This window comes from Pseudomonas sp. BF-R-01, from assembly GCF_019946615.1.
Lineage (GTDB): Bacteria > Pseudomonadota > Gammaproteobacteria > Pseudomonadales > Pseudomonadaceae > Aquipseudomonas > Aquipseudomonas migulae.
The window spans coordinates 1-21413 of the sequence record NZ_JAGYFX010000101.1 but is presented as its reverse complement, the minus strand read 5'-3'; the positions used below and the strand labels follow the sequence as shown (position 1 = coordinate 21413).

At 59.8% G+C, this 21413-nt stretch carries 27 protein-coding genes; 16 read left to right on the top strand and 11 right to left on the bottom strand.

Annotated elements, in window-relative coordinates:
* Positions 1 to 151 precede the first annotated feature (151 nt).
* The 5 genes from KGB27_RS25890 to KGB27_RS25870 are packed head-to-tail and all read left to right on the top strand — an operon-like array spanning position 152 to position 3912.
* Positions 152 to 559: a hypothetical protein gene (locus KGB27_RS25890; RefSeq protein WP_008026896.1), complete on the top strand. Its 408-nt coding sequence runs from the start codon at positions 152 to 154 to the stop codon at positions 557 to 559.
* Positions 540 to 1916 (top strand): class II fumarate hydratase, encoded by a 1377-nt coding sequence (locus KGB27_RS25885; protein ID WP_223556803.1) that lies wholly within the window; start codon positions 540 to 542, stop codon positions 1914 to 1916. Before KGB27_RS25890 ends, KGB27_RS25885 begins: the two co-directional genes overlap by 20 nt.
* A 27-nt stretch (positions 1917 to 1943) precedes the next feature.
* Positions 1944 to 2375, top strand: a complete 432-nt coding sequence (locus tag KGB27_RS25880) for a hypothetical protein (RefSeq protein ID WP_223556801.1) — start codon at positions 1944 to 1946, stop codon at positions 2373 to 2375.
* 1 nt (position 2376) lies between these two features.
* Positions 2377 to 2988 carry a superoxide dismutase gene (locus KGB27_RS25875; protein WP_207285274.1) on the top strand — a complete coding sequence of 204 codons (612 nt, stop codon included), beginning with the start codon at positions 2377 to 2379 and terminating at the stop codon, positions 2986 to 2988.
* 30 nt (positions 2989 to 3018) lie between these two features.
* Positions 3019 to 3912 (top strand): ZIP family metal transporter, encoded by an 894-nt coding sequence (locus KGB27_RS25870; RefSeq protein ID WP_223556799.1) that lies wholly within the window; start codon positions 3019 to 3021, stop codon positions 3910 to 3912.
* Positions 3913 to 3919: 7 nt separating this feature from the next.
* On the opposite strand, the gene KGB27_RS25865 is transcribed toward KGB27_RS25870, so the two are convergent.
* From KGB27_RS25865 to KGB27_RS25820, 10 genes are all read right to left on the bottom strand, one after another.
* Entirely contained in the window at positions 3920 to 4195 is a 276-nt protein-coding gene (locus KGB27_RS25865; protein WP_008037392.1) for an HPr family phosphocarrier protein, read from the bottom strand.
* A 15-nt stretch (positions 4196 to 4210) separates the two neighbouring features.
* A complete protein-coding gene (gene rapZ / locus KGB27_RS25860; RefSeq protein WP_008037390.1) occupies positions 4211 to 5068 on the bottom strand; it encodes an RNase adapter RapZ in 858 nt (285 codons plus the stop codon).
* Positions 5069 to 5070: 2 nt separating this feature from the next.
* Positions 5071 to 5535, bottom strand: a complete 465-nt coding sequence (gene ptsN, locus KGB27_RS25855) for a PTS IIA-like nitrogen regulatory protein PtsN (RefSeq protein ID WP_008026914.1) — start codon at positions 5533 to 5535, stop codon at positions 5071 to 5073.
* A gap of 12 nt (positions 5536 to 5547) precedes the next feature.
* Entirely contained in the window at positions 5548 to 5856 is a 309-nt protein-coding gene (hpf, locus tag KGB27_RS25850) for a ribosome hibernation-promoting factor, HPF/YfiA family (RefSeq protein WP_007941242.1), read from the bottom strand.
* 74 nt (positions 5857 to 5930) lie between these two features.
* Positions 5931 to 7424, bottom strand: coding sequence for an RNA polymerase factor sigma-54 (locus tag KGB27_RS25845; protein ID WP_032828652.1), 1494 nt, complete (start codon positions 7422 to 7424; stop codon positions 5931 to 5933).
* A gap of 184 nt (positions 7425 to 7608) precedes the next feature.
* Positions 7609 to 8334, bottom strand: coding sequence for an LPS export ABC transporter ATP-binding protein (gene lptB, locus KGB27_RS25840; protein WP_008026918.1), 726 nt, complete (start codon positions 8332 to 8334; stop codon positions 7609 to 7611).
* Entirely contained in the window at positions 8334 to 8882 is a 549-nt protein-coding gene (gene lptA, locus KGB27_RS25835) for a lipopolysaccharide transport periplasmic protein LptA (protein WP_008026920.1), read from the bottom strand. The genes lptB and lptA overlap by 1 nt, the downstream gene beginning before the upstream one ends.
* Entirely contained in the window at positions 8869 to 9441 is a 573-nt protein-coding gene (lptC, locus tag KGB27_RS25830; protein ID WP_008026921.1) for an LPS export ABC transporter periplasmic protein LptC, read from the bottom strand. The genes lptA and lptC overlap by 14 nt, the downstream gene beginning before the upstream one ends.
* A 7-nt stretch (positions 9442 to 9448) precedes the next feature.
* Complete coding sequence (locus tag KGB27_RS25825; RefSeq protein ID WP_008037377.1) at positions 9449 to 9973, bottom strand: KdsC family phosphatase; 525 nt, start codon at positions 9971 to 9973, stop codon at positions 9449 to 9451.
* The gene (locus KGB27_RS25820; RefSeq protein ID WP_008026924.1) at positions 9973 to 10947 is read right to left on the bottom strand and encodes a KpsF/GutQ family sugar-phosphate isomerase; all 975 of its coding nucleotides are present in this window, start codon (positions 10945 to 10947) and stop codon (positions 9973 to 9975) included. Before KGB27_RS25820 ends, KGB27_RS25825 begins: the two co-directional genes overlap by 1 nt.
* Before the next feature lie 276 nt (positions 10948 to 11223).
* Here KGB27_RS25820 and KGB27_RS25815 point away from each other — a divergent pair, with 276 nt between their 5' ends.
* The 10 genes from KGB27_RS25815 to hisC all read left to right on the top strand — a co-directional run bounded on the left by KGB27_RS25815 (position 11224) and on the right by hisC (position 19176).
* A complete protein-coding gene (locus tag KGB27_RS25815) occupies positions 11224 to 12033 on the top strand; it encodes an ATP-binding cassette domain-containing protein (RefSeq protein WP_008026926.1) in 810 nt (269 codons plus the stop codon).
* On the top strand, positions 12033 to 12830 hold the full coding sequence (gene mlaE / locus KGB27_RS25810) for a lipid asymmetry maintenance ABC transporter permease subunit MlaE (protein ID WP_008026928.1): 798 nt from the start codon (positions 12033 to 12035) through the stop codon (positions 12828 to 12830). Before KGB27_RS25815 ends, mlaE begins: the two co-directional genes overlap by 1 nt.
* Positions 12830 to 13297, top strand: a complete 468-nt coding sequence (gene mlaD, locus KGB27_RS25805; RefSeq protein ID WP_008026930.1) for an outer membrane lipid asymmetry maintenance protein MlaD — start codon at positions 12830 to 12832, stop codon at positions 13295 to 13297. The genes mlaE and mlaD overlap by 1 nt, the downstream gene beginning before the upstream one ends.
* An 11-nt stretch (positions 13298 to 13308) precedes the next feature.
* Entirely contained in the window at positions 13309 to 13965 is a 657-nt protein-coding gene (locus KGB27_RS25800; protein WP_192417373.1) for a phospholipid-binding protein MlaC, read from the top strand.
* A complete protein-coding gene (locus KGB27_RS25795) occupies positions 13962 to 14267 on the top strand; it encodes a lipid asymmetry maintenance protein MlaB (protein ID WP_008037374.1) in 306 nt (101 codons plus the stop codon). Before KGB27_RS25800 ends, KGB27_RS25795 begins: the two co-directional genes overlap by 4 nt.
* 113 nt (positions 14268 to 14380) lie before the next feature.
* On the top strand, positions 14381 to 14620 hold the full coding sequence (locus KGB27_RS25790; protein WP_150710210.1) for a BolA family protein: 240 nt from the start codon (positions 14381 to 14383) through the stop codon (positions 14618 to 14620).
* Positions 14621 to 14642: 22 nt separating this feature from the next.
* A complete protein-coding gene (gene murA, locus KGB27_RS25785; RefSeq protein WP_008026938.1) occupies positions 14643 to 15908 on the top strand; it encodes a UDP-N-acetylglucosamine 1-carboxyvinyltransferase in 1266 nt (421 codons plus the stop codon).
* Between the two features lie 127 nt (positions 15909 to 16035).
* Positions 16036 to 16671 (top strand): ATP phosphoribosyltransferase, encoded by a 636-nt coding sequence (gene hisG / locus KGB27_RS25780; protein ID WP_008026940.1) that lies wholly within the window; start codon positions 16036 to 16038, stop codon positions 16669 to 16671.
* Positions 16672 to 16796: 125 nt separating this feature from the next.
* Positions 16797 to 18122: a histidinol dehydrogenase gene (gene hisD / locus KGB27_RS25775; protein ID WP_008026941.1), complete on the top strand. Its 1326-nt coding sequence runs from the start codon at positions 16797 to 16799 to the stop codon at positions 18120 to 18122.
* Between the two features lies 1 nt (position 18123).
* On the top strand, positions 18124 to 19176 hold the full coding sequence (gene hisC / locus KGB27_RS25770) for a histidinol-phosphate transaminase (RefSeq protein ID WP_008037367.1): 1053 nt from the start codon (positions 18124 to 18126) through the stop codon (positions 19174 to 19176).
* 140 nt (positions 19177 to 19316) lie between these two features.
* Here the strand turns inward: hisC and algW are convergent, their stop codons facing one another.
* Positions 19317 to 20477 (bottom strand): Do family serine endopeptidase AlgW, encoded by a 1161-nt coding sequence (gene algW, locus KGB27_RS25765; protein WP_008026944.1) that lies wholly within the window; start codon positions 20475 to 20477, stop codon positions 19317 to 19319.
* 102 nt (positions 20478 to 20579) lie between these two features.
* Here algW and KGB27_RS25760 point away from each other — a divergent pair, with 102 nt between their 5' ends.
* Positions 20580 to 21338: a Nif3-like dinuclear metal center hexameric protein gene (locus tag KGB27_RS25760; protein WP_008037366.1), complete on the top strand. Its 759-nt coding sequence runs from the start codon at positions 20580 to 20582 to the stop codon at positions 21336 to 21338.
* Positions 21339 to 21413: the final 75 nt, after the last annotated feature.

The window sequence follows — 21413 nt, the reverse complement described above, 5'->3', positions numbered from 1 at the left end:
GCTGGCGATTGCGGTCAATCAGTCGACATCGATGTTGAATGCCAGATCGCAATCGCCAGCAAGCCGGCTCCTACAAGGGACCATGCTCGGGCTTGTGTTGGTTCTCATTATCATCTAATAATAAATCTCATTACCGAATGAGCCCCGGATCATGAGTTCTGCCTTGCACGAGCAGCCTTACCTCGAAAGCTGGCGCTGGATGAGTCGCCAGATCCGTTGCGGGATGGACCCTGACGAGCCGCGCCTGATCGACCACTACCTGGCCGAAGGCAGGTATCTGGCGTGTTGCACGGCGACTTCACCCTGGACCATCGCTGAAACCTCTTTCCGTTTATTGCTCGACACCGCCGCAGACGTCGCGCTGCCCTGGCACTGGCGAACCTATTGCCTGGACCAGGCATGGCGCCCGTTGCGCGAACTCGAACGCCTCTCTCTGTGCAAATGCCGCCTCAAGCGCTGGCAAAGCTACACCTGGCAACTGGCGACCTGCGAGTTGCAGCCTTCGATTCCTCTCATAGAACTGGTGCAAGGATTTTCTGATGACCAAGACACGTATTGAGCGCGACAGCATGGGCGAGCTTCAGGTCCCGGTGGACGCCCTCTACGGCGCACAGACCCAGCGTGCGGTGAATAACTTCCCGATCAGCGGCAAGCCGATGCCCGTGCAGTTCATCCGTGCGCTGATCCTGGCCAAGGCCGCTGCCGCTCGGGCCAATATCGAACTCAAGCAGATCAGCGAATCCCAGGGCAATGCCATCGTCGAAGCGGCGTTGGGTTTGCTCAAGGACGACTTCATGCAGCACTTCCCGGTGGATATCTTTCAGACCGGTTCCGGCACCAGTTCCAACATGAACGCCAACGAAGTGATTGCCACGGTGGCGAGCCGACTGCTTGGCGAGCCGGTGAACCCCAACGATCACGTCAATTGCGGGCAGAGCAGCAACGACATCATCCCGACCACCATCCACGTCAGCGCTGCGCTGGCATTGCATGAGCAATTGCTGCCGGCATTGGTGCGCTTGGTGCAGGTGATCGAGCAAAAGGCCGAGGAGGTTCACCACCACGTCAAAACCGGTCGCACTCACTTGATGGATGCGATGCCGGTGCGCATGAGCCAGGTGCTCAACGGTTGGGCGCAACAGCTCAAAGCCAACATCGGCCATCTGCAGGATCTGCTGCCGAGCCTGCAATCCCTGGCTCAGGGTGGCACGGCGGTGGGCACCGGTATCAATGCGCACCCTGAATTTGCCGGGCTTTTCAGCCAGCAGTTGAGCAAGTTGACTCAGGTGCAATTCACGCCGGGGACAGATCTGTTTGCACTGATCGGCTCTCAGGACACCGCCGTTGCGGTCTCCGGGCAGCTGAAAACCACCGCTGTCTCGCTGATGAAAATCGCCAACGACCTGCGCTGGATGAACTCCGGCCCGCTGGCCGGCCTTGGTGAAATTGAACTCGAAGCCTTGCAGCCGGGCTCGTCGATCATGCCCGGCAAGGTCAACCCGGTGATCCCGGAAGCCACCGCGATGGTCGCCGCTCAGGTGATCGGCAATGACACGGTAATCACCATCGCCGGGCAGTCGGGCAATTTCGAGCTGAACGTGATGCTGCCGATCATCGCCCAGAACTTGCTGAGCAGCATCGAATTGCTGGCCAACTCCAGCCACCTCTTGGGTGAAAAGGCTATCGCCAGTTTCAAGGTCAACGAAGCCAGGCTCAAGGAAGCGCTGTCGCGCAACCCGATTCTGGTCACGGCACTCAACCCGATCATTGGTTACCAAAAAGCTGCGGAGATCGCCAAGAAGGCTTATCAGCAAGGCCGGCCGGTGATCGATGTCGCTCTGGAGCACACCGAACTGTCGCGCAGCCAACTGGAAGAGTTGCTCAATCCGGAAAAGCTCACCGCAGGCGGCGTGTAATCACCGCAACCGCTTTGGAGGCTCACCATGGAGCACTGGAAACGCACGATCGAAAGGGCAAACCGTTGTTTCATGCTGGGCGAATACGTCGATGCCCGCGAGGCTTACTTGCAGGCATTGGCCCTGGCCCAGGTGTTATTCGAGCGCTGGGCGGATGCCGACGAAGCGGTGGCGGCCTGCGTCATTTCCCATCACAACCTCGCGGAGCTGCATTTGCGTCTGAACCAGCCGGAGGAGAGCGCCGAATACCTGTGCGCCATCCACCAGCGCTTGTTGAAGACCATGCAGGACCCGCGACTGGCGCCGGCATTGCGTGAAGCCGCACTGCGTCAGAGCAGCAAAACCTACGTCGAACTGCTGAATTTCATCAGCGAGCATGGCGAATACCCGCGCACTCATCGTTTGCTGCACGTCGATGCCGCGTCGCCCCCTGCGCCTCTACATCATGGAGTCCACTGAAATGGCTTTTAGCTTGCCTGCCTTGCCGTACGCCTACGATGCCCTGGAACCGCACATCGATGCGCAGACCATGGAAATCCACTACACCAAGCATCACCAGACTTACATCAATAACCTCAACGCGGCTGTCGAAGGCACCGAGTTCGCCGAGTGGCCGGTGGAAAAACTGGTGGCAGCAGTCCAGCAACTGCCGGAAAAGCTCCGCGCGGCGGTGATCAATCAGGGCGGCGGTCACGCCAACCACTCGCTGTTCTGGGAAGTGATGGTGCCCAACGGCGGCGGTCAGCCGGACGGTGAATTGGCCAAGGCCATCGAAGAGCAGTTGGGCGGCCTCGACCGTTTCAAGGAGGCCTTCACCAAAGCCGCGCTGACCCGTTTCGGCAGTGGCTGGGCCTGGCTGAGTGTGACGCCGCAAAAGACGCTGGTCGTTGAAAGCAGCGGCAACCAGGACAGTCCCTTGATGAACGGCAATACGCCGATTCTGGGGCTGGATGTCTGGGAGCATGCCTATTACCTGCAGTATCAAAACCGCCGGCCGGAATACATCAACGCTTTTTACAACGTGATCAATTGGCCCGAAGTCGCTGCGCGCTATCAGGCTGCACTGGTTTAAGTCTTCTATAAAAACAATCCTGGGCGGGCTATGGGCACTGAAACACTGGCGATCGGAAGTGGACGAATGTTTCGTTACGCGTTTGGGTCGCTGTTACTACTGGCGGGCATGAGCCTGTTGGTTGCGCATGGGCTCGCGTGGCTGGATCTTGAGCCGAAACTGCTGCGTGCGTTGCAGGGCGGGGCCATTTGCGCCTTGGGCACAGCCTTGGGCGCGGTGCCGGTGCTGGTGATTCGACGCATGCCCCAGGCGGTCAGCGATACGCTGCTCGGCTTCGGTGCCGGGGTGATGCTCGCGGCGACGGCGTTTTCGCTGATCGTGCCAGGCATTGCCGCCGCTGAAAGCCTGGGGCTGACACCTTGGGCGGCCAGCGGTCTGATCAGTTTCGGCATCATGCTTGGCGCATTCGGGCTGTATCTGGTGGATCGAAAGGTTTCCGGCGCCTCGCCGGAAATGCTCGTCGGCACGCTGGAGCGGCCGGTCATTGCGCCACGGATCTGGTTGTTCGTGTTTGCCATCATTGCCCACAACATTCCCGAAGGCATGGCGGTCGGTGTCTCGGCGGGTGGCGGCATGCCCGACTCCGACAGCCTGGCCATGGGCATCGCCTTGCAGGATGTGCCGGAAGGATTGGTCATTGCGTTGGTGTTGGCCGGGGCAGGGATGTTGCGGGTCAAGGCGTTCCTGATCGGGGCGGCATCAGGCTTGGTCGAGCCGGTCTTCGCACTGTTGTGCGCCTGGCTGGTGAGCCTGGCCGAATTGCTGTTGCCGTTGGGCCTGGCGCTCGCGGCCGGGGCCATGTTGCTGGTGGTCACGCACGAAGTCATCCCCGAGTCGCGACGCCATGGTCACGACAAGCTGGCCAGTCTTGGGCTGCTGATCGGGTTTTGTTTGATGATGGTGATGGATACAGCGCTCGCCTAGGCGAGCGTTATTCGCCTTCGTCGAAGTAACGGTTGATCAAGTCTGTCAGCGCATCCAGCGCTCTTTGCTCGTCTTCGCCTTCGGTGCTGATGTAGATTTTGGTGCCTTTGCCCGCAGCGAGCATCATCATTGCCATGATGCTTTTGCCGTCGACCGTTGATTCCGGCGTTCGTCCGACTCTGATCGTGCAGTCTTTGAACTCGCCGGCAACACCAACGAATTTGGCGGAAGCACGGGCATGCAGACCCAGCTTGTTGATGATTTCGATTTCCAGAGCAGGCATCGCGATGTGAATCCTTTAGCTGAGGTCGCGGTGGCGGACCTGGACGTTCTTCAGGGTTTTTTGCAGGGCCTGACCCAGACGTTCGGTCAGATAGACGGAGCGGTGATGCCCGCCGGTGCAGCCGATGGCAATGGTGACATAAGCGCGGTTGCTGGCGGCAAAGCGCGGCAGCCATTTGAGCAGGTACGTGGAAATGTCCTGGAACATCTCTTCGACGTCCGGCTGGGCGGCCAGGTACGTGGCAACCGGTTCATCAAGCCCGGACTGATCGCGTAGCTCGGGCTTCCAATAGGGGTTCGGCAGGCAGCGCACGTCGAACACCAGATCGGCGTCCACCGGCATGCCGCGCTTGAATCCGAACGACTCCACCAAAAACGCAGTACCGGGTTCCGGCTGGTTCAGCAGGCGCAACTTGATGGTATCGCGCAGCTGGTACAGGTTCAGGTTGGTGGTGATGACCTTGAGATCGGCGAGGTCGGCAATCGGCCCGAGCAGGCTGGTTTCGTCGTTGATCGCCTCGGCCAGCGAGCGGTTGGCGCTGCTCAGCGGGTGACGACGGCGAGTTTCCGAAAAACGCTTCAGCAAGGTTTCTTCGTCGGCGTCCAGGTACAGGACGTCGCACTGGATATGCCGGCTGCGAACTTCTTCGAGCAGTTCCGGAAACCGGCTCAGGTGGCTCGGCAGGTTGCGCGCATCAATAGAGACGGCAACCAGCGGCTGTGGCAGTTCGGTGTGGACCAGCGCGCGTTCGGCCAGTTCCGGCAACAACCCGGCGGGCAGGTTGTCGATGCAGTAATAGCCGTTGTCCTCGAGAACATCGAGCGCGGTGCTTTTACCTGAGCCGGAACGGCCACTGACGATGATCAAGCGCATGATTAGTGCCCGTTTTGCTCGTCCAGGACAACCTGATACAAGGCTTCATTGCTCGGGGCGCTACGCAGGCGATCGCGGACTTCCTTGCGATCGAGCATGCTGGCGATCTGGCGGAGCAATTCAAGGTGCGCATCGGTAGCGGCTTCGGGGACCAGCAAGACGAACAGCAGGTCAACCGGAGCACCGTCGATGGCGTCGAAATCGATGGGGGCGTCCAGGTGCATCAAGGCGCTGATGGGCGAGGTGCAACCTTTCAGCCGGCAGTGAGGGATAGCGATGCCGTTGCCAAAACCGGTCGAGCCGAGTTTTTCACGGGCAATCAACGCCTCGAAGACATCTTGCATCTCCAGATCCGGCACTTCCCGGGCGATCAGGTTGGCAATTTGCTCGAGGGCTTTCTTTTTGCTGCCGCCCGGCACGTTCACGAGGGAACGGCCGGGGGTCAGGATGCTTTCAAGTCGGATCATGGGTTGGGAGTGTTAACGACCGGTCGCGCCCTGGAGGAGGCTCTGGGTCTTTTCCTTATGCTTTTTGAGTTGTTTATCCAGCTTGTCGGTCAATGCGTCGATCGCCGCGTACATATCGGTATGCTCCGCGTTGGCGACCACTTCATTGCCGGGAATATGCAGCGTGGCTTCGATTTTCTGCTTCAGCTTTTCGACCGTCATCGTGACCTGCACGTTGGTGATCTTGTCGAAATGCCTCTCTAACCGTTCGAGTTTTTCGCCGATGTAGGTGCGAAGAGGTTCGGTCACTTCCAGTTGGTGTCCACTGATGTTGACTTGCATACAGCTTCTCCTTCGTTGCCAGTGCATAAAGCGGTAGACCAGATGATCTACCACTGGAACGCTGTGGCGTGGCTCTACATCAACCGCTTGCGTTCGCTCGAAGGCGCGATCCCGAGGGATTCGCGGTACTTGGCGACGGTGCGGCGAGCCACCTGAATGCCTTGTGCCTCCAGTAAACCAGCGATCTTGCTGTCACTCAACGGCTTTTTCTGATTTTCCGCGGCAACCAGTTTTTTGATGATCGCGCGGATCGCCGTGGACGAGCATTCACCGCCTTCGGAGGTGCTGACGTGGCTGGAGAAAAAGTATTTCAGCTCATATATGCCCCGGGGGGTATGCATGAATTTTTGTGTGGTTACGCGGGAAATCGTCGACTCGTGCATGCCCACCGCTTCGGCGATGTCATGCAGCACCAGCGGTTTCATCGCTTCGTCGCCGTATTCCAGAAAACCGCGCTGATGCTCGACGATCTGGGTGGCAACTTTCATCAGGGTTTCGTTGCGGCTTTGCAGGCTCTTGATGAACCAGCGGGCCTCTTGCAACTGATTGCGCATGAAGGTGTTGTCGGCACTGGTGTCGGCGCGGCGCACAAAACCGGCGTATTGGGCGTTGACCCGCAGCCGTGGCACCGATTCCTGGTTCAGCTCGACCAGCCAGCGCTCGTTGTCCTTGCGCACGATCACGTCGGGGACGACGTACTCGGCTTCGCTGGATTCGATCTGCGAGCCAGGGCGCGGGTTGAGGCTCTGAACCAGTTCGATCACCTGGCGCAGTTCATCTTCCTTGAGCTTCATGCGGCGCATCAGCTGGCTGTAGTCGCGGCTGCCGAGCAGGTCGATGTAATCGGTGACCAGACGCTTGGCCTCGGCCAGCCAAGGTGTCTTGGCAGGGAGTTGGCGCAATTGCAGCAGCAGGCATTCACCCAGGTTGCGGGCGCCGATGCCGGCGGGTTCGAATTGCTGGATGCGATGCAGGACGGCTTCGATCTCGTCCAGTTCGATGTCGAGTTCCGGATCGAAGGCTTCGAGGATTTCCTCGAGGGTTTCGTCCAGGTAACCCTGATTGTTGATGCAGTCGATCAGGGTCACGGCGATCAGGCGATCGGTGTCGGACATCGGCGCCAGGTTCAGTTGCCACAACAGGTGGCTTTGCAGGCTCTCACCGGCTGATGTACGGGTGGTGAAATCCCACTCGTCGTCATCGTTGCTCGGCAGGCTGCTGGCGCTGGTCTGGTAGACGTCTTCCCAGGCGGTGTCTACGGGCAGTTCGTTGGGAATGCGCTCGTTCCAGTCACCTTCCTCGAGGTTGTCCACCGTCGGGGCGGTTTCCTGATAGGAGGGTTCTGAAACGTCGGCGTTGGGTTGCTGTTCGGCTTTGTCGGCCAAGGGGTCGGCGTTATCGAAGTCGTCGCCTTCTTCCTGGCGTTCGAGCATCGGATTGGACTCCAGGGCCTCCTGGATTTCCTGTTGCAGGTCCAGGGTCGACAATTGGAGCAGGCGGATGGCCTGTTGCAGCTGCGGTGTCATCGTCAGCTGCTGGCCCATTCTCAAGACTAGCGATGGTTTCATGGCAGGGGCTAAACACCTTATTCGCCGGCGCACATGCGCCATCCACTACAGGGCGCCGAAGCGCCAAACATAAGCAAATTATATGCCCGAAACCGTAGCGTTTGCCTAGAGCGCTGTAACAATAAAAAAGTATTGATTTTTTATCGAGACAAGCGCTCGGGCAGCCAGCCAGACACCTTAGTGCTTACAGGCGGAACTCATGGCCCAGATAGACTTCTTTCACGAGGTCGTTGGCCAGGATGGTGGCCGAATCACCTTCGGCGATCAGTTGGCCATCGTTGACGATGTAGGCGGTTTCGCAGATATCCAGCGTCTCACGGACGTTGTGGTCGGTGATCAGCACGCCAATGCCCTTGGCCTTGAGGTGGTAGATGATCTGTTTGATGTCGCCCACCGAAATCGGGTCCACGCCGGCGAACGGTTCGTCGAGGAGGATGAATTTCGGGTTGGTGGCCAGTGCCCGGGCGATTTCCACGCGGCGGCGCTCGCCACCGGACAGGCTCATGCCGAGGCTGTCGCGGATGTGGCTGATGTGGAATTCCTGCAGCAGGCTTTCCAGTTCCTTGCGGCGATCGGCCTTGTCGAGTTCCTTGCGGGTCTCAAGGATCGCCATGATGTTGTCGGCGACCGAGAGTTTGCGGAAGATCGACGCTTCTTGCGGAAGATAGCCGATACCGGCCTTCGCACGACCGTGCATCGGCTGGTGGCTGACGTCCAGATCATCGATCAGTACGCGACCCTGATCCGCCTGAACCAGACCGACAATCATGTAGAAGCAGGTGGTTTTACCGGCGCCGTTAGGGCCAAGCAGGCCGACGATCTGACCGCTGTCGATGGACAGGCTGACGTCGCGCACGACCTGACGGCTCTTGTAGCTCTTGGCCAAATGCTGAGCTTTCAGAGTTGCCATTACGGGGCCTTTTGCTCGTCGGTTTTCTTTTTCGGCTGGATAACCATGTCGATACGCGGACGCGACTCGGTCACGTTGGTGCCCGTGGCACGGCCTGCGCTGGCAAGCTTTTTGTTGGTGTCGTAGACGATTTTCTCGCCTTGGGTGACGTTACCGTCCTTATCGACAACTTTGGCGCGATCGATCAGCACGACGCGGTCTTGCGAGGCGTGGTACTGGATGGTGACGCCCCAGCCCTGAACCGGCTTGGTGTCGCCCGCCGTTTGCAGTTGTTCGAAATAGGCAAGGTTGCCCACCGAAGTCACCACGTCGATGTCGCCCGCAGGGGTGCGGGTCATGGTCACAGTATTGCCTTTAACGATCATCGAACCTTGGGTGATGATCACGTCACCTTTATAGGTGGCAATACCGTTCTTGTCGTCCAGTTGGGCGTCGTCGGCCTGGATGCGGATCGGCTGCTGTTGATCGTTCGGCAGAGCCCAGGCGCTCACGCTTCCCAGTGCTGCGCTCAGACCGAGCAAAATAGGGAGAGTTTTAACGAGCCTCATACTGTCCTCTTACGTTCGATAGCAGGTGTATCCTGCTTTCTTTCAAATACGCTTTCATTCCCTTGCCAGTCGATACACCGCCAGCGCCGTCGATTCTAACGGGTTGCTCGGTCTGCGCATATTGCTGTTGCGGGAACACGGTCATACGGGTGGTGGTAATCAGGGTCTTGCGGTTTTTCTCGTCGAAACGCGTGATGCGCACCGAGTCGATCAGTTCGACCTGGGTGCCGTCCGGGTTGACCTCGCCGTGTTCGCTCTGGACGTGCCAAGGGAACTGGGTGCCGCGGAACAGGTTCAGGTCCGGGTTGGTCAGCAGCGTCACTTCGGTCGCCTTCAGGTGTTCAACCTTGTCGGACGTCATTTCGTATTGCAGTTTGCCATCCGGCAGGAACTGGACGCTGTGCGCGTTGATCGCGTAGTAGTCGATTTCGCTTTCATCGACCTTTGCCACAGGCTTGTCGAGGAAGCGCTCCGGGCTGATGTTCCAGTAGCCGACCGCAGCAAATATCGCTGCGATGCAACCGAACATCAGGATGTTGCGAAATTTCTTGCTCAGCATAGTTGGCTCACAGGTACGCGGCGTTGGCCGCATCGAGGCGGCCCTGGGCGCGCAGGATCAATTCGCAGAATTCGCGAGCGGCACCCTCGCCACCACGGGCCTGGGTGATGCCGTGGGCGTGTTCACGCACGAAGCTGGCGGCATTGGCCACCGCCATGCCCAGGCCAACGCGGCGGATCACCGGCAGGTCTGGCAGGTCGTCGCCGAGGTAGGCGACTTGTTCATAGCTTAGATTGAGCTGTGCGAGAAGCTCGTCAAGCACCACCAGTTTATCTTCACGGCCCTGATAAAGGTGGGGAATACCGAGGTTCTTCGCCCGTCGCTCGACCACCGGGGTCTTGCGGCCGCTGATGATAGCCGTCTGCACGCCCGCTGCCATCAACATCTTGATGCCCTGGCCGTCGAGCGTATTGAATGTCTTGAATTCGCTGCCGTCTTCAAGGAAGTACAGGCGTCCGTCAGTCAGGACGCCGTCGACGTCGAATACCGCCAGTTTGATCTGTTTGCCGCGTTGCAGCAGGTCCGTGCTCATTACATTACTCCCGCACGCAGCAAATCGTGCATGTTCAAGGCGCCGACCGGGCGGTCTTCGCTATCGACCACGACCAGCGCGTTGATTTTATGGTCTTCCATGATTTTCAGGGCCTCGGCCGCGAGCATCTCGGCGCGGGCGGTCTTGCCGTGAGCGGTCATGACCTGGTCGATCGTCGCGCTGTGGATGTCGATGCTGCGATCCAGGGTGCGGCGCAAATCGCCGTCGGTGAAGATCCCGGCGAGTTTGCCGTCGGCTTCCAGGATCACGGTCATGCCCAGACCCTTGCGGGTCATTTCCATCAGCGCGTCCTTGAGCAAGGTGCCGCGCTGGACTTGCGGCAGCTCCTGCCCGGCGTGCATGACGTTTTCCACTTTCAACAGCAGGCGTCGGCCCAGCGCGCCACCCGGGTGGGAAAAGGCGAAGTCTTCAGCAGTAAAGCCGCGGGCTTCCAGCAGCGCAACGGCCAGGGCGTCGCCCATGACCAGAGCCGCGGTGGTCGACGATGTCGGCGCCAGGTTCAGCGGGCAGGCTTCGTGCTCGACGTGCACGTTGAGGTTGACCTCGGCGGCCTTGGCCAGCGGTGAGTCGGGGTTGCCGGTCACGCTGATCAGTTTGATGCCCAGGCGTTTGATCAGCGGCAGCAGGGTCACGATTTCGTTGGTGGAACCGGAGTTCGACAGGGCCAGGATGATGTCGTCGCGGGTGATCATGCCCATGTCGCCGTGACTGGCTTCGGCCGGGTGCACGAAAAACGCCGTGGTGCCGGTGCTGGCCAGGGTGGCCGCGATCTTGTTGCCGATGTGCCCTGATTTGCCCATGCCGACCACGACTACGCGGCCTTTGCTGGCCAGAATCATCTCGCAAGCGCGTACGAAATCTGCGTCGATGTGGGGCAGCAAGCCTTCTACGGCTTCCAGTTCGAGGCGGATGGTGCGTTGTGCTGATTGAATCAGGTCGCTGGATTGGCTCATGTCAGAAATCGTATAGCCTGATGAAAAGGCGGCGATTATAGCGGTAATGATCGAAACCCTCACGCAAGTTCGTCGCGCTTTGTCATTCCCTGTTACCGAAACCCTCCGAGTGAAAGCTTTTTGCCTGTCATGTTGCTGAACATGGCCCGGCTTGGCGCTTGGGCGCTTGGCCTTTGCAGTGATATAGTTCGCCGCCAGTTCGGCCTGCCCGGGAGGTATGTGCTTTCGTCAGAAAGTCAGGCGTCCGAGTGAGAGGCTGCATCGCAAGGAGTTTAGATGAGTGCCGATAACGCCTACGCGGTCGAGCTGAAGGGACTGACCTTCAAGCGCGGTTCGCGCAGCATTTTCAATAACGTCGATATCCGTATTCCACGCGGCAAGGTCACCGGCATCATGGGGCCTTCCGGGTGTGGCAAGACCACATTGCTGCGTTTGATGGGCGCACAGCTGCGTCCCACCAAGGGCGAAGTCTGGGTCAACGGTCAAAACCTGCCAAAGCTGTCGCGCAGCGATTTGTTCGACGCTCGCAAGCACATGGGCGTGCTGTTTCAGAGCGGCGCACTGTTTACCGATCTCGATGTGTTCGAGAACGTCGCCTTTCCGCTTCGCGTTCATACCGAGCTTCCGGAAGAAATGATCCGGGACATCGTCCTGCTCAAATTACAGGCCGTGGGCCTGCGTGGCGCCATCGACCTGATGCCCGAGGAGCTGTCCGGCGGCATGAAGCGTCGTGTGGCGCTGGCCCGGGCAATTGCTCTCGATCCGCAGATTCTCATGTATGACGAACCCTTCGTCGGTCAGGACCCGATCGCCATGGGCGTCCTGGTGCGCCTGATCCGCCTGCTCAACGACGCGCTGGGCATCACCAGCATCGTGGTCTCCCACGACCTGGCCGAGACGGCGAGCATCGCCGACTACATCTATGTGGTGGGCGAAGGCCAGGTGTTGGGGCAGGGCACGCCCGAGGAGCTGATGAACTCGCAGGAGCCGCGAATTCGCCAATTCATGACCGGCGAACCCGACGGCCCGGTGGCATACCACTTTCCAGCGACGGATTACCGCGCAGATCTTCTGGGGAAGCGTTGATGCGCAAGATTTCACTATTGGAGCGCGTGCGCCGGTTCGGCCACTCCGGCATCGATGTGCTGGCGGTGTTCGGCCGTTCGACGATCTTCCTGTTTCATGCCTTGCTCGGCCGTGGCGGTATCGGCGGCGGGTTCGGGCTGCTGATCAAGCAATTGCATTCGGTGGGCGTGATGTCCCTGGTGATCATCGTGGTCTCCGGGGTGTTCATCGGCATGGTGCTGGCACTGCAGGGGTTCAACATCCTGTCCAGCTATGGTTCGGAGCAGGCGGTCGGGCAGATGGTTGCGCTGACGTTGCTGCGTGAACTGGGCCCCGTGGTCACGGCGTTGTTGTTCGCCGGGCGCGCCGGTTCGGCCCTGACGGCTGAAATCGGCAACATGAAGTCCACCGAGCAGTTGTCCAGTCTGGAAATGATTGGTGTCGACCCGCTCAAGTACATCATTGCCCCGCGCCTGTGGGCCGGCTTCATTTCCCTGCCGGTGCTGGCGATGATTTTCAGCGTGGTGGGTATCTGGGGCGGTTCGTGGGTGGCCGTCGACTGGCTGGGTGTCTATGAAGGTTCCTACTGGTCGAACATGCAAAACAGCGTGACCTTTGCCGACGATGTGCTGAACGGCATCATCAAAAGCATTGTCTTCGCTTTTGTCGTGACCTGGATCGCCGTATTCCAAGGCTATGACTGTGAGCCCACATCCGAGGGGATCAGTCGTGCCACTACCAAGACCGTTGTGTACGCCTCGTTGGCGGTACTCGGCCTGGACTTTATTCTGACCGCCTTGATGTTTGGAGATTTCTGATGCAAAACCGCACCCTGGAAATCGGTGTCGGCCTTTTCTTGCTGGCTGGCATCCTGGCTTTGCTGTTGCTGGCGTTGCGGGTGAGTGGCCTGTCCCCGAGCGCAACCAACGATACTTATAAACTTTATGCGTATTTCGACAATATCGCCGGTTTGACGGTCAGAGCTAAAGTGACCATGGCCGGTGTGACCATCGGCAAGGTCACGGCGATCGATCTGGACCGCGACAGTTTCACCGGTCGAGTGACGATGCAGCTGGAAAAGCGCGTAGATAACCTGCCGAATGACTCCACTGCATCTATCCTGACTGCTGGCCTGTTGGGCGAGAAGTACATCGGTATCAGCGTGGGCGGCGAAGAAGCCCTGCTCAAGGATGGTGGAACCATCCATGACACCCAGTCGTCGCTGGTGCTCGAGGACCTGATCGGTAAATTCCTGCTCAATACCGTTAGCAAAGACGCCAAATGAGGAGCTTTTGAATGATCTCTACCTTGCGACGTGGCCTGTTGGTATTACTCGCGGCCCTGCCGTTGATGGCTAACGCCGTGGCGGCGCCTTCCGCGCACGAACTGGTACAAGACACCACGACCCGGTTGCTGGCGGATCTGTCGGCCAACAAAGAGAAGTACAAACAGGACCCGCAGGACTTTTACACGGCGCTGAACACCATCGTCGGGCCTGTGGTGGATGCCGAGGGTATTTCCAAGAGCATCATGACGGTCAAATATTCGCGCAAGGCCACGCCGGCGCAAATGAAGACCTTTGAAGAAAACTTCAAGAAAGGCCTGTTCCAGTTCTATGGTAACGCCTTGCTCGAGTACAACAACCAGGGCATCGTCGTCGACCCTGCCAAGGATGAGTCGGGAGACCGCACCAGCGTTGGCATGACGGTCAAAGGCAGCAACGGCGCGATCTATCCTGTGTCCTACACGCTCGAGAAGATCAACGGCGAGTGGAAGCTGCGTAACGTGATCATCAACGGCATCAACATCGGCAAACTGTTCCGCGATCAGTTCGCCGATGCGATGCAGCGCAATGGCAACGACCTGGACAAGACCATCAATGGTTGGGCCGGTGAAGTCGCCAAGGCCAAGGAAGCCAGCCAGAAGCAATCCACCGAGCAGCAGACCCAATGAGTGTATCGGCCATTCGCATGAATGAATCCGGTGAGCTGATGCTCAGCGGCATGCTGGACTACCTCACTGGCCCGGGCCTGCGCAAGCAGGGCCAGGCGCTGATCAAGGCCAGCAAGGCCCCCGCACTGGTGGTGGACTGTTCGGCGGTGTTGAAATCCAGCAGCGTCGGCTTGTCGTTGCTGCTGTGTTTCATGCGGGATGCGCACGAGGCCGGCAAGTCGCTGAGCATTCGCGCGATGCCCGAAGACATGCGCGAAATCGCTCAGGTCAGCGAAATGACCGAGCTGTTGGCGCATCCCTAACCGCATCGACAGAGAAGCCCCCCGTCAGAGTCCTGCTTCGCGGGGTTCGCAGGCGCGGGGCTTTTTTGTATGATGTCCGACCCGCGCGCACAGGGCGCCGATTGAGGTTGAGCATGCAGGCCGTAGAAGTGAAGAGCTTCCTTGAAGGAAAGCTGCCAAACACGCAGGTGGAAGTTGAAGGCGAAGGCTGCAACTTTCAGCTGAATGTGATTAGCGATGAACTGGCGGCGTTGAGCCCGGTGAAGCGTCAGCAGCAGGTCTATGCCCATTTGAACCCATGGATCACCGATGGCAGCATCCATGCGGTCACTATGAAATTTTTCAGCAGCGCGGCCTGGGCCGAGCGCACCTGAGCCCAAGGGCGTCGAGATTCTTATGGATAAATTGATTATTACCGGTGGCGCTCGTCTTGATGGCGAGATCCGCATTTCCGGGGCAAAGAACTCTGCCCTGCCGATCCTGGCTGCAACTTTGCTGTGCGATGGCCCGGTTACCGTTGCCAACCTGCCGCACCTGCACGACATCACCACCATGATCGAGCTGTTCGGTCGCATGGGCATCGAGCCGGTGATCGACGAGAAACTCAGCGTCGAAATCGACCCGCGCACCATCAAGACCCTGATCGCTCCGTACGAACTGGTTAAAACCATGCGTGCGTCGATCCTGGTACTGGGCCCGATGGTTGCCCGTTTCGGTGAAGCCGAAGTCGCACTGCCTGGCGGTTGCGCCATCGGTTCGCGTCCGGTGGACCTGCACATCCGTGGTCTTGAAGCCATGGGCGCGGTCATCGACGTCGAAGGCGGCTACATCAAGGCCAAGGCGCCTGAAGGCGGCCTGCGTGGCGCGCACTTCTTCTTCGACACCGTCAGTGTGACCGGTACCGAAAACATCATGATGGCCGCTGCCCTGGCCAAGGGCCGCAGCGTGCTGGCCAACGCCGCGCGCGAGCCTGAAGTGGTCGACCTGGCGAACTTCCTGATCGCCATGGGTGCCAAGATCTCTGGCGCCGGCACCGACACCATCACCATCGATGGCGTCGAGCGTCTGCACACCACCACTTACAAAGTGATGCCGGACCGTATCGAAACCGGTACCTACCTGGTTGCCGCCGCCGTGACCGGCGGTCGTGTGAAGGTCAAGGACACCGATCCGACCATCCTCGAAGCCGTCCTGGAAAAACTCCGTGAGTCGGGTGCCGAAATCAACTGCGGCGAAGACTGGATCGAGCTGAACATGCACGGCAAGCGGCCAAAAGCCGTCAACGTGCGCACCGCTCCATACCCGGCGTTCCCGACTGACATGCAGGCGCAGTTCATCTCGCTCAACGCCATTGCCGAAGGCACCGGTGCCGTGATCGAGACGATCTTCGAAAACCGCTTCATGCACGTTTACGAACTGCACCGCATGGGCGCCAAGATCCAGGTCGAAGGCAACACCGCCATTGTCACCGGTACCGAGAAGCTGAAAGGCGCGCCAGTGATGGCCACCGACCTGCGTGCTTCGGCCAGCCTGGTGATCTCGGCGTTGATCGCTGAAGGCGACACCCTGATCGACCGCATCTACCACATCGACCGTGGTTATGAGTGCATCGAAGAGAAACTGCAGATGCTCGGCGCCAAGATCCGCCGCGTACCGGGCTAGTTTTTTGCTGCATGGGCATAAGGATGTGCCCGTTGAATTCGTTTCAAGTCGAGGGTACTTCACCCACGATGTGTGTCCGGCGCCGTTTGTGATCGGGCACGTACCTTGATAAGGACTGACGTTTCCCATGTTGACCATCGCACTGTCCAAGGGCCGCATCCTTGACGACACCCTGCCGCTTCTGGCTGAAGCGGGCATCGTGCCGACCGAGAATCCGGACAAGAGCCGCAAGCTGATCATCCCCACGACCCAGGAAGATGTACGCCTGCTGATCGTGCGCGCCACCGATGTGCCGACCTATGTCGAGCATGGTGCCGCTGACCTGGGCGTCGCCGGTAAAGATGTGTTGATGGAATATGGCGGCCAGGGCTTGTACGAGCCACTGGACCTGCGCATCGCCCTCTGCAAGCTGATGACCGCTGGCCGTGTCGGCGACGTCGAGCCCAAGGGCCGTTTGCGGGTGGCGACCAAGTTCGTCAACGTTGCCAAGCGTTACTACGCCGAACAGGGTCGTCAGGTCGACATCATCAAGCTGTACGGCTCGATGGAACTGGCGCCGCTGATCGGTCTGGCGGACAAGATCATCGACGTGGTCGACACCGGCAACACCCTGCGCGCCAATGGCCTGGAACCCCAGGATTTCATTGCCGACATCAGCTCCCGGCTGATCGTCAACAAAGCTTCGATGAAAATGCAGCACGCCCGTATCCAGGCGTTGATCGACACCCTGCGCAAGGCAGTGGAGTCTCGACACCGCGGCTGATTCACCTGCGCGACCTTGAGTCGCGCCCGTCTATCCGCCTCATAGCCAGAATCTCAGGTGCCCAAGCGGAAACGACTGCTAAGTTAGGGCGCCTGAGTTTTTGCCATTCCTATGAGGCTCTCGCTATGACCGCACCGACTGCAATTCGCCGACTCAACGCTGCTGACCCGGATTTCGCACATCATCTGGATCATCTGCTGAGCTGGGAAAGTGTGTCTGACGACTCGGTCAATCAGCGGGTGCTGGACATCATCAAGGCCGTGCGCGAGCGTGGCGATGCGGCGCTGGTGGAATTCACCCAGAAGTTCGACGGCCTGGAAGTCGCCTCGATGGCCGACCTGATCCTGCCGCGCGAGCGCCTGGAACTGGCCCTGACCCGCATCACCGTGCCGCAGCGTGAAGCGCTGGAAAAAGCCGCGGCCCGTGTGCGCAGCTACCACGAAAAGCAGAAACAGGATTCCTGGAGCTACACCGAGGCCGATGGCACGGTGCTGGGCCAGAAGGTCACGCCGCTGGATCGCGCCGGTCTTTATGTCCCGGGCGGCAAAGCGTCGTACCCGTCGTCCGTACTGATGAACGCGATCCCGGCCAAAGTGGCGGGCGTGACCGAAGTGGTCATGGTGGTACCGACCCCGCGCGGTGAAATCAACGAGCTGGTATTGGCCGCAGCGTGCATCGCGGGTGTCGACCGTGTCTTCACCATCGGTGGCGCCCAAGCCGTTGCCGCGTTGGCTTATGGCACCGAAAGCGTGCCGAAGGTCGACAAGGTGGTCGGCCCGGGCAACATCTATGTCGCCACCGCCAAGCGTCACGTGTTCGGCCAGGTCGGCATCGACATGATCGCCGGCCCGTCGGAAATCCTCGTTGTGTGCGACGGCCAAACCGATCCGGACTGGATCGCCATGGACCTGTTCTCCCAGGCCGAGCACGACGAAGACGCCCAGGCGATTCTGGTCAGCCCGGACGCCGGGTTCCTCGACAAGGTCGCCGCCAGCATCGCCAAACTGTTGCCGACCATGGAACGCGCCGAGATCATCGAAACCTCGATCAATGGCCGTGGGGCGCTGATCCAGGTTCGTGATATGGAGCAAGCCATCGAAGTGGCCAACCGCATCGCACCGGAGCACCTGGAGTTGTCGGTCGCCGATCCACAAGCGTGGTTGCCTCAGATCCGTCACGCCGGCGCAATCTTCATGGGCCGTCACACCTCCGAAGCCTTGGGCGACTATTGCGCCGGCCCGAACCACGTGCTGCCGACCTCCGGCACTGCTCGTTTCTCGTCGCCGCTGGGCGTGTACGACTTCCAGAAACGCTCGTCGATCATCTTCTGCTCTGAGCAGGGTGCGTCGGAACTGGGCAAGACCGCTTCCGTGCTGGCCCGTGGCGAGTCGCTGACCGCCCACGCCCGCAGCGCCGAATACCGCATCATCGACGACAAGCAGGGGAACTGAGATGAGTAAATTCTGGAGCCCGTTCGTCAAGAACCTGGTGCCTTACGTGCCGGGCGAGCAGCCGAAACTGGCGAAACTGGTGAAGCTCAACACCAACGAAAACCCGTACGGCCCATCGCCAAAAGCCCTGGCGGCGATGCAGACCGAGCTCAACGACAACCTGCGTTTGTACCCGGACCCGAACAGCGACCTGTTGAAGAACGCTGTCGCCAAGTACTACGGCGTGCAAAGCAATCAGGTGTTCCTCGGCAACGGTTCCGATGAAGTCCTGGCGCACATTTTTCACGGTTTGCTGCAACACGATCAGCCGGTGCTGTTCCCGGACATCAGCTACAGCTTCTACCCGGTCTACTGCGGGTTGTATGGCATCACGTTCGACGCGGTGCCGCTGGACGAACAGTTCCAGATCAACCCGGCGGATTACGCCAAACCGAACGGCGGGATCATCTTCCCGAACCCGAACGCCCCGACCGGTTGCCTGCTGGCGCTGGACGCGGTTGAGCAAATCCTCAAGGCCAGCCCGGATTCGGTGGTCGTGGTGGATGAGGCTTACATCGACTTCGGTGGCGAGACGGCGATCAGCCTGGTGGACCGTTATCCGAATTTGCTGGTGACTCAGACGTTGTCCAAGTCCCGTTCCCTGGCCGGCCTGCGGGTCGGTCTGGCGGTGGGGCATCCGGACCTGATCGAGGCGCTGGAGCGGATCAAGAACAGCTTCAACTCTTACCCGCTGGACCGCCTGGCGAACGTCGGTGCAGCCGCCGCATTCGAAGACCGCGAATACTTCGACAAGACCTGTGGGTTGGTGATCGAGAATCGCGAGAAGGTCGTTGCGCAACTGCAAGCCAAGGGCTTTGAAGTGCTGCCGTCAGCGGCGAACTTTATCTTTGCCCGGCATCCGCAGCACGATGCGGCGGGGCTGGCGGCGAAGTTGCGCGAGCAGGGCGTGATCGTCCGGCACTTCAAGCAGGAGCGCATTGCGCAGTTCCTGCGGATTTCGATTGGCACGCCTGAACAGAATCAGGCTCTGATCGACGGCCTCGGCGACCTCTAAACACCCCACAACCCCTGTAGGAGCGAGGCTTGCCCGCGAAGAACGATGACACGGTGTATCAAGTACACCGCGTCATCGTTCTTCGCGGGCAAGTCGGATCGCCGCACCGCTCGCTCCTACAGGGATCGTGTGGTGAGTGCTTACTGCTCTTCTTTCTCTTTGACCGGCGCCGGTGGCGGGCGCAAGCCGATTTCAGCGGTGAGCTTCAGTTCCTTGCCGTTGCGCATCACCTGAACCGTGACTTTGTCGGTCGGTTTGATCCGCGCGACCTGGTTCATCGAGCGGCGACCATCACCGGCCGGTTCGCCGTCGATGGTGAGAATCACGTCACCCAATTGCAGGCCAGCCTTCTGCGCAGGGCCGTCACGGAAAATCCCCGCGACCACAATGCCCGGACGTCCCGATAGGCCATACGACTCCGCCAGCTCCTGGCTCAACGGCTGCACTTCGATACCGAGCCAGCCGCGAATCACCTGGCCGTGTTCGATGATCGACTTCATCACTTCCATCGCCAGTTTGACCGGGATCGCGAAACCGATGCCTTGCGAACCGCCGGACTTGGAGAAGATCGCCGTGTTGATCCCGGTCAGGTTGCCATTGGCATCCACCAGCGCACCGCCGGAGTTGCCGGGGTTGATCGCGGCGTCGGTCTGGATGAAATCTTCGTAGTTGTTCAGGCCCAGCTGGTTACGGCCGGTGGCGCTGATGATGCCCATGGTCACGGTCTGGCCGACGCCGAACGGGTTGCCGATGGCGAGGGCGACGTCGCCGATGCGGATGTTGTCGGAGCGGCCGACGGTGATCGACGGCAGGTTTTTCAGATCGATCTTCAGGACCGCGAGGTCGGTTTCCGGGTCGCTGCCGATGACGCGGGCCAGGGTTTCACGCCCGTCCTTCAGCGCGACGACAATCTGGTCGGCGCCGCTGGTCACGTGGTTGTTGGTCAGCAGGTAGCCTTCCGGGCTCATGATCACGCCGGAGCCGAGGCTCGATTCCATGCGTTTCTGCTTGGGCGCGTTGTCGCCGAAGAAGCGGCGGAACTGCGGGTCTTCGAACAGCGGATGGTTCGGCTTGTTGATGACTTTGGTGGTGTACAGGTTCACCACCGACGGCGCAGCGGTGGTGACGGCGTCGGCATAGGACACCGGCCCCTGTTGCATGGTGGTGGTTTGCGGGGCTTGTTGCAGGTTGACGTCGAGGCTTGGAAGCCCGACCCACTGCGGGTAACGCTGGATGATCAATAGAGCGATAAGCACGCCGGCCAACAGCGGCCAGCCGGAAAAACGCAGCGCCTTGAGCATTAAGCACGTCCTGAGAGGTTGCAGGCGGTTAGAGACCGCCCATAATGTCGCGCATTATACGAGGCCGCGCGCGCCTCTGAACGGGATATTTAGGAGTCTTTTATGGCCGTCGCCCTGAGCACCCTGGTCGAAGAAGCCGACCGTTATCTGAACAGTGCAAAGATTGCCGATTATTGCCCCAACGGGTTACAGGTCGAAGGGCGGCCGCAGGTGATGCGCATCGTCAGTGGCGTCACGGCCAGTCAGGCGTTGCTGGATGCCGCCGTCGAAGCGCAGGCCGATCTGGTGCTGGTGCATCACGGTTACTTCTGGAAGGGCGAGAACCCGTGCATCACCGGCATGAAGCAGCGTCGGTTGAAAACCCTGCTCAAGCACGACATCAGCCTGCTGTCCTATCACTTGCCGCTGGACCTGCACCCGGAAGTCGGTAACAACGTGCAGCTCGCCCGTCAGTTGGACATCACCGTCGAAGGGCCGCTGGACCCGGATAACCTGAAGATTGTCGGTCTGGTCGGCTCGTTGAACGAACCGGTGACGCCGCGTGATTTCGCTCGCCGCGTGCAGGAAGTCATGGGGCGCGAGCCGCTGCTGATTGAAGGCAGCGAGATGATTCGTCGGGTCGGCTGGTGCACTGGTGGCGGCCAGGGGTATATCGATCAGGCGGTCTTGGCGGGCGTCGATCTGTACCTCAGCGGTGAGGCGTCCGAGCAAACCTTCCACAGCGCCCGGGAAAACGACATCAGCTTCATCGCCGCCGGTCACCACGCCACCGAGCGTTATGGTGTGCAGGCGCTGGGGGATTACCTGGCGCGACGGTTTGCGCTGGAGCACATCTTCATCGATTGCCCGAATCCGATCTAATTTCATGTAGGAGCGAGGCTTGCCCGCGAAAAACGATAACGCGGTTTAACTTATGGACCGCGTTATCGTTTTTCG

Bases quoted from the DNA above. Each gene is read 5' to 3' on its own strand.
- rapZ (WP_008037390.1), bottom strand. From the start codon at position 5,068: ATGCGCTTGATCATCGTCAGTGGCCGTTCCGGCTCAGGTAAAAGCACC.
- KGB27_RS25875 (WP_207285274.1), top strand. From the start codon at position 2,377: ATGGCTTTTAGCTTGCCTGCCTTGCCGTACGCCTACGATGCCCTGGAA.
- KGB27_RS25880 (WP_223556801.1), top strand. From the start codon at position 1,944: ATGGAGCACTGGAAACGCACGATCGAAAGGGCAAACCGTTGTTTCATG.
- KGB27_RS25790 (WP_150710210.1), top strand. From the start codon at position 14,381: ATGCAGGCCGTAGAAGTGAAGAGCTTCCTTGAAGGAAAGCTGCCAAAC.
- KGB27_RS25815 (WP_008026926.1), top strand. From the start codon at position 11,224: ATGAGTGCCGATAACGCCTACGCGGTCGAGCTGAAGGGACTGACCTTC.
- KGB27_RS25760 (WP_008037366.1), top strand. From the start codon at position 20,580: ATGGCCGTCGCCCTGAGCACCCTGGTCGAAGAAGCCGACCGTTATCTG.
- KGB27_RS25885 (WP_223556803.1), top strand. From the start codon at position 540: ATGACCAAGACACGTATTGAGCGCGACAGCATGGGCGAGCTTCAGGTC.
- KGB27_RS25800 (WP_192417373.1), top strand. From the start codon at position 13,309: ATGATCTCTACCTTGCGACGTGGCCTGTTGGTATTACTCGCGGCCCTG.
- KGB27_RS25825 (WP_008037377.1), bottom strand. From the start codon at position 9,973: ATGAGCACGGACCTGCTGCAACGCGGCAAACAGATCAAACTGGCGGTA.
- hisD (WP_008026941.1), top strand. From the start codon at position 16,797: ATGACCGCACCGACTGCAATTCGCCGACTCAACGCTGCTGACCCGGAT.
- hisG (WP_008026940.1), top strand. From the start codon at position 16,036: ATGTTGACCATCGCACTGTCCAAGGGCCGCATCCTTGACGACACCCTG.
- ptsN (WP_008026914.1), bottom strand. From the start codon at position 5,535: ATGATCCGACTTGAAAGCATCCTGACCCCCGGCCGTTCCCTCGTGAAC.
- mlaE (WP_008026928.1), top strand. From the start codon at position 12,033: ATGCGCAAGATTTCACTATTGGAGCGCGTGCGCCGGTTCGGCCACTCC.
- hisC (WP_008037367.1), top strand. From the start codon at position 18,124: ATGAGTAAATTCTGGAGCCCGTTCGTCAAGAACCTGGTGCCTTACGTG.
- murA (WP_008026938.1), top strand. From the start codon at position 14,643: ATGGATAAATTGATTATTACCGGTGGCGCTCGTCTTGATGGCGAGATC.
- lptB (WP_008026918.1), bottom strand. From the start codon at position 8,334: ATGGCAACTCTGAAAGCTCAGCATTTGGCCAAGAGCTACAAGAGCCGT.
- KGB27_RS25865 (WP_008037392.1), bottom strand. From the start codon at position 4,195: ATGCCTGCTCTGGAAATCGAAATCATCAACAAGCTGGGTCTGCATGCC.
- KGB27_RS25820 (WP_008026924.1), bottom strand. From the start codon at position 10,947: ATGAGCCAATCCAGCGACCTGATTCAATCAGCACAACGCACCATCCGC.
- mlaD (WP_008026930.1), top strand. From the start codon at position 12,830: ATGCAAAACCGCACCCTGGAAATCGGTGTCGGCCTTTTCTTGCTGGCT.
- lptA (WP_008026920.1), bottom strand. From the start codon at position 8,882: ATGAGGCTCGTTAAAACTCTCCCTATTTTGCTCGGTCTGAGCGCAGCA.
- algW (WP_008026944.1), bottom strand. From the start codon at position 20,477: ATGCTCAAGGCGCTGCGTTTTTCCGGCTGGCCGCTGTTGGCCGGCGTG.
- KGB27_RS25890 (WP_008026896.1), top strand. From the start codon at position 152: ATGAGTTCTGCCTTGCACGAGCAGCCTTACCTCGAAAGCTGGCGCTGG.
- KGB27_RS25845 (WP_032828652.1), bottom strand. From the start codon at position 7,424: ATGAAACCATCGCTAGTCTTGAGAATGGGCCAGCAGCTGACGATGACA.
- hpf (WP_007941242.1), bottom strand. From the start codon at position 5,856: ATGCAAGTCAACATCAGTGGACACCAACTGGAAGTGACCGAACCTCTT.
- KGB27_RS25795 (WP_008037374.1), top strand. From the start codon at position 13,962: ATGAGTGTATCGGCCATTCGCATGAATGAATCCGGTGAGCTGATGCTC.
- lptC (WP_008026921.1), bottom strand. From the start codon at position 9,441: ATGCTGAGCAAGAAATTTCGCAACATCCTGATGTTCGGTTGCATCGCA.
- KGB27_RS25870 (WP_223556799.1), top strand. From the start codon at position 3,019: ATGGGCACTGAAACACTGGCGATCGGAAGTGGACGAATGTTTCGTTAC.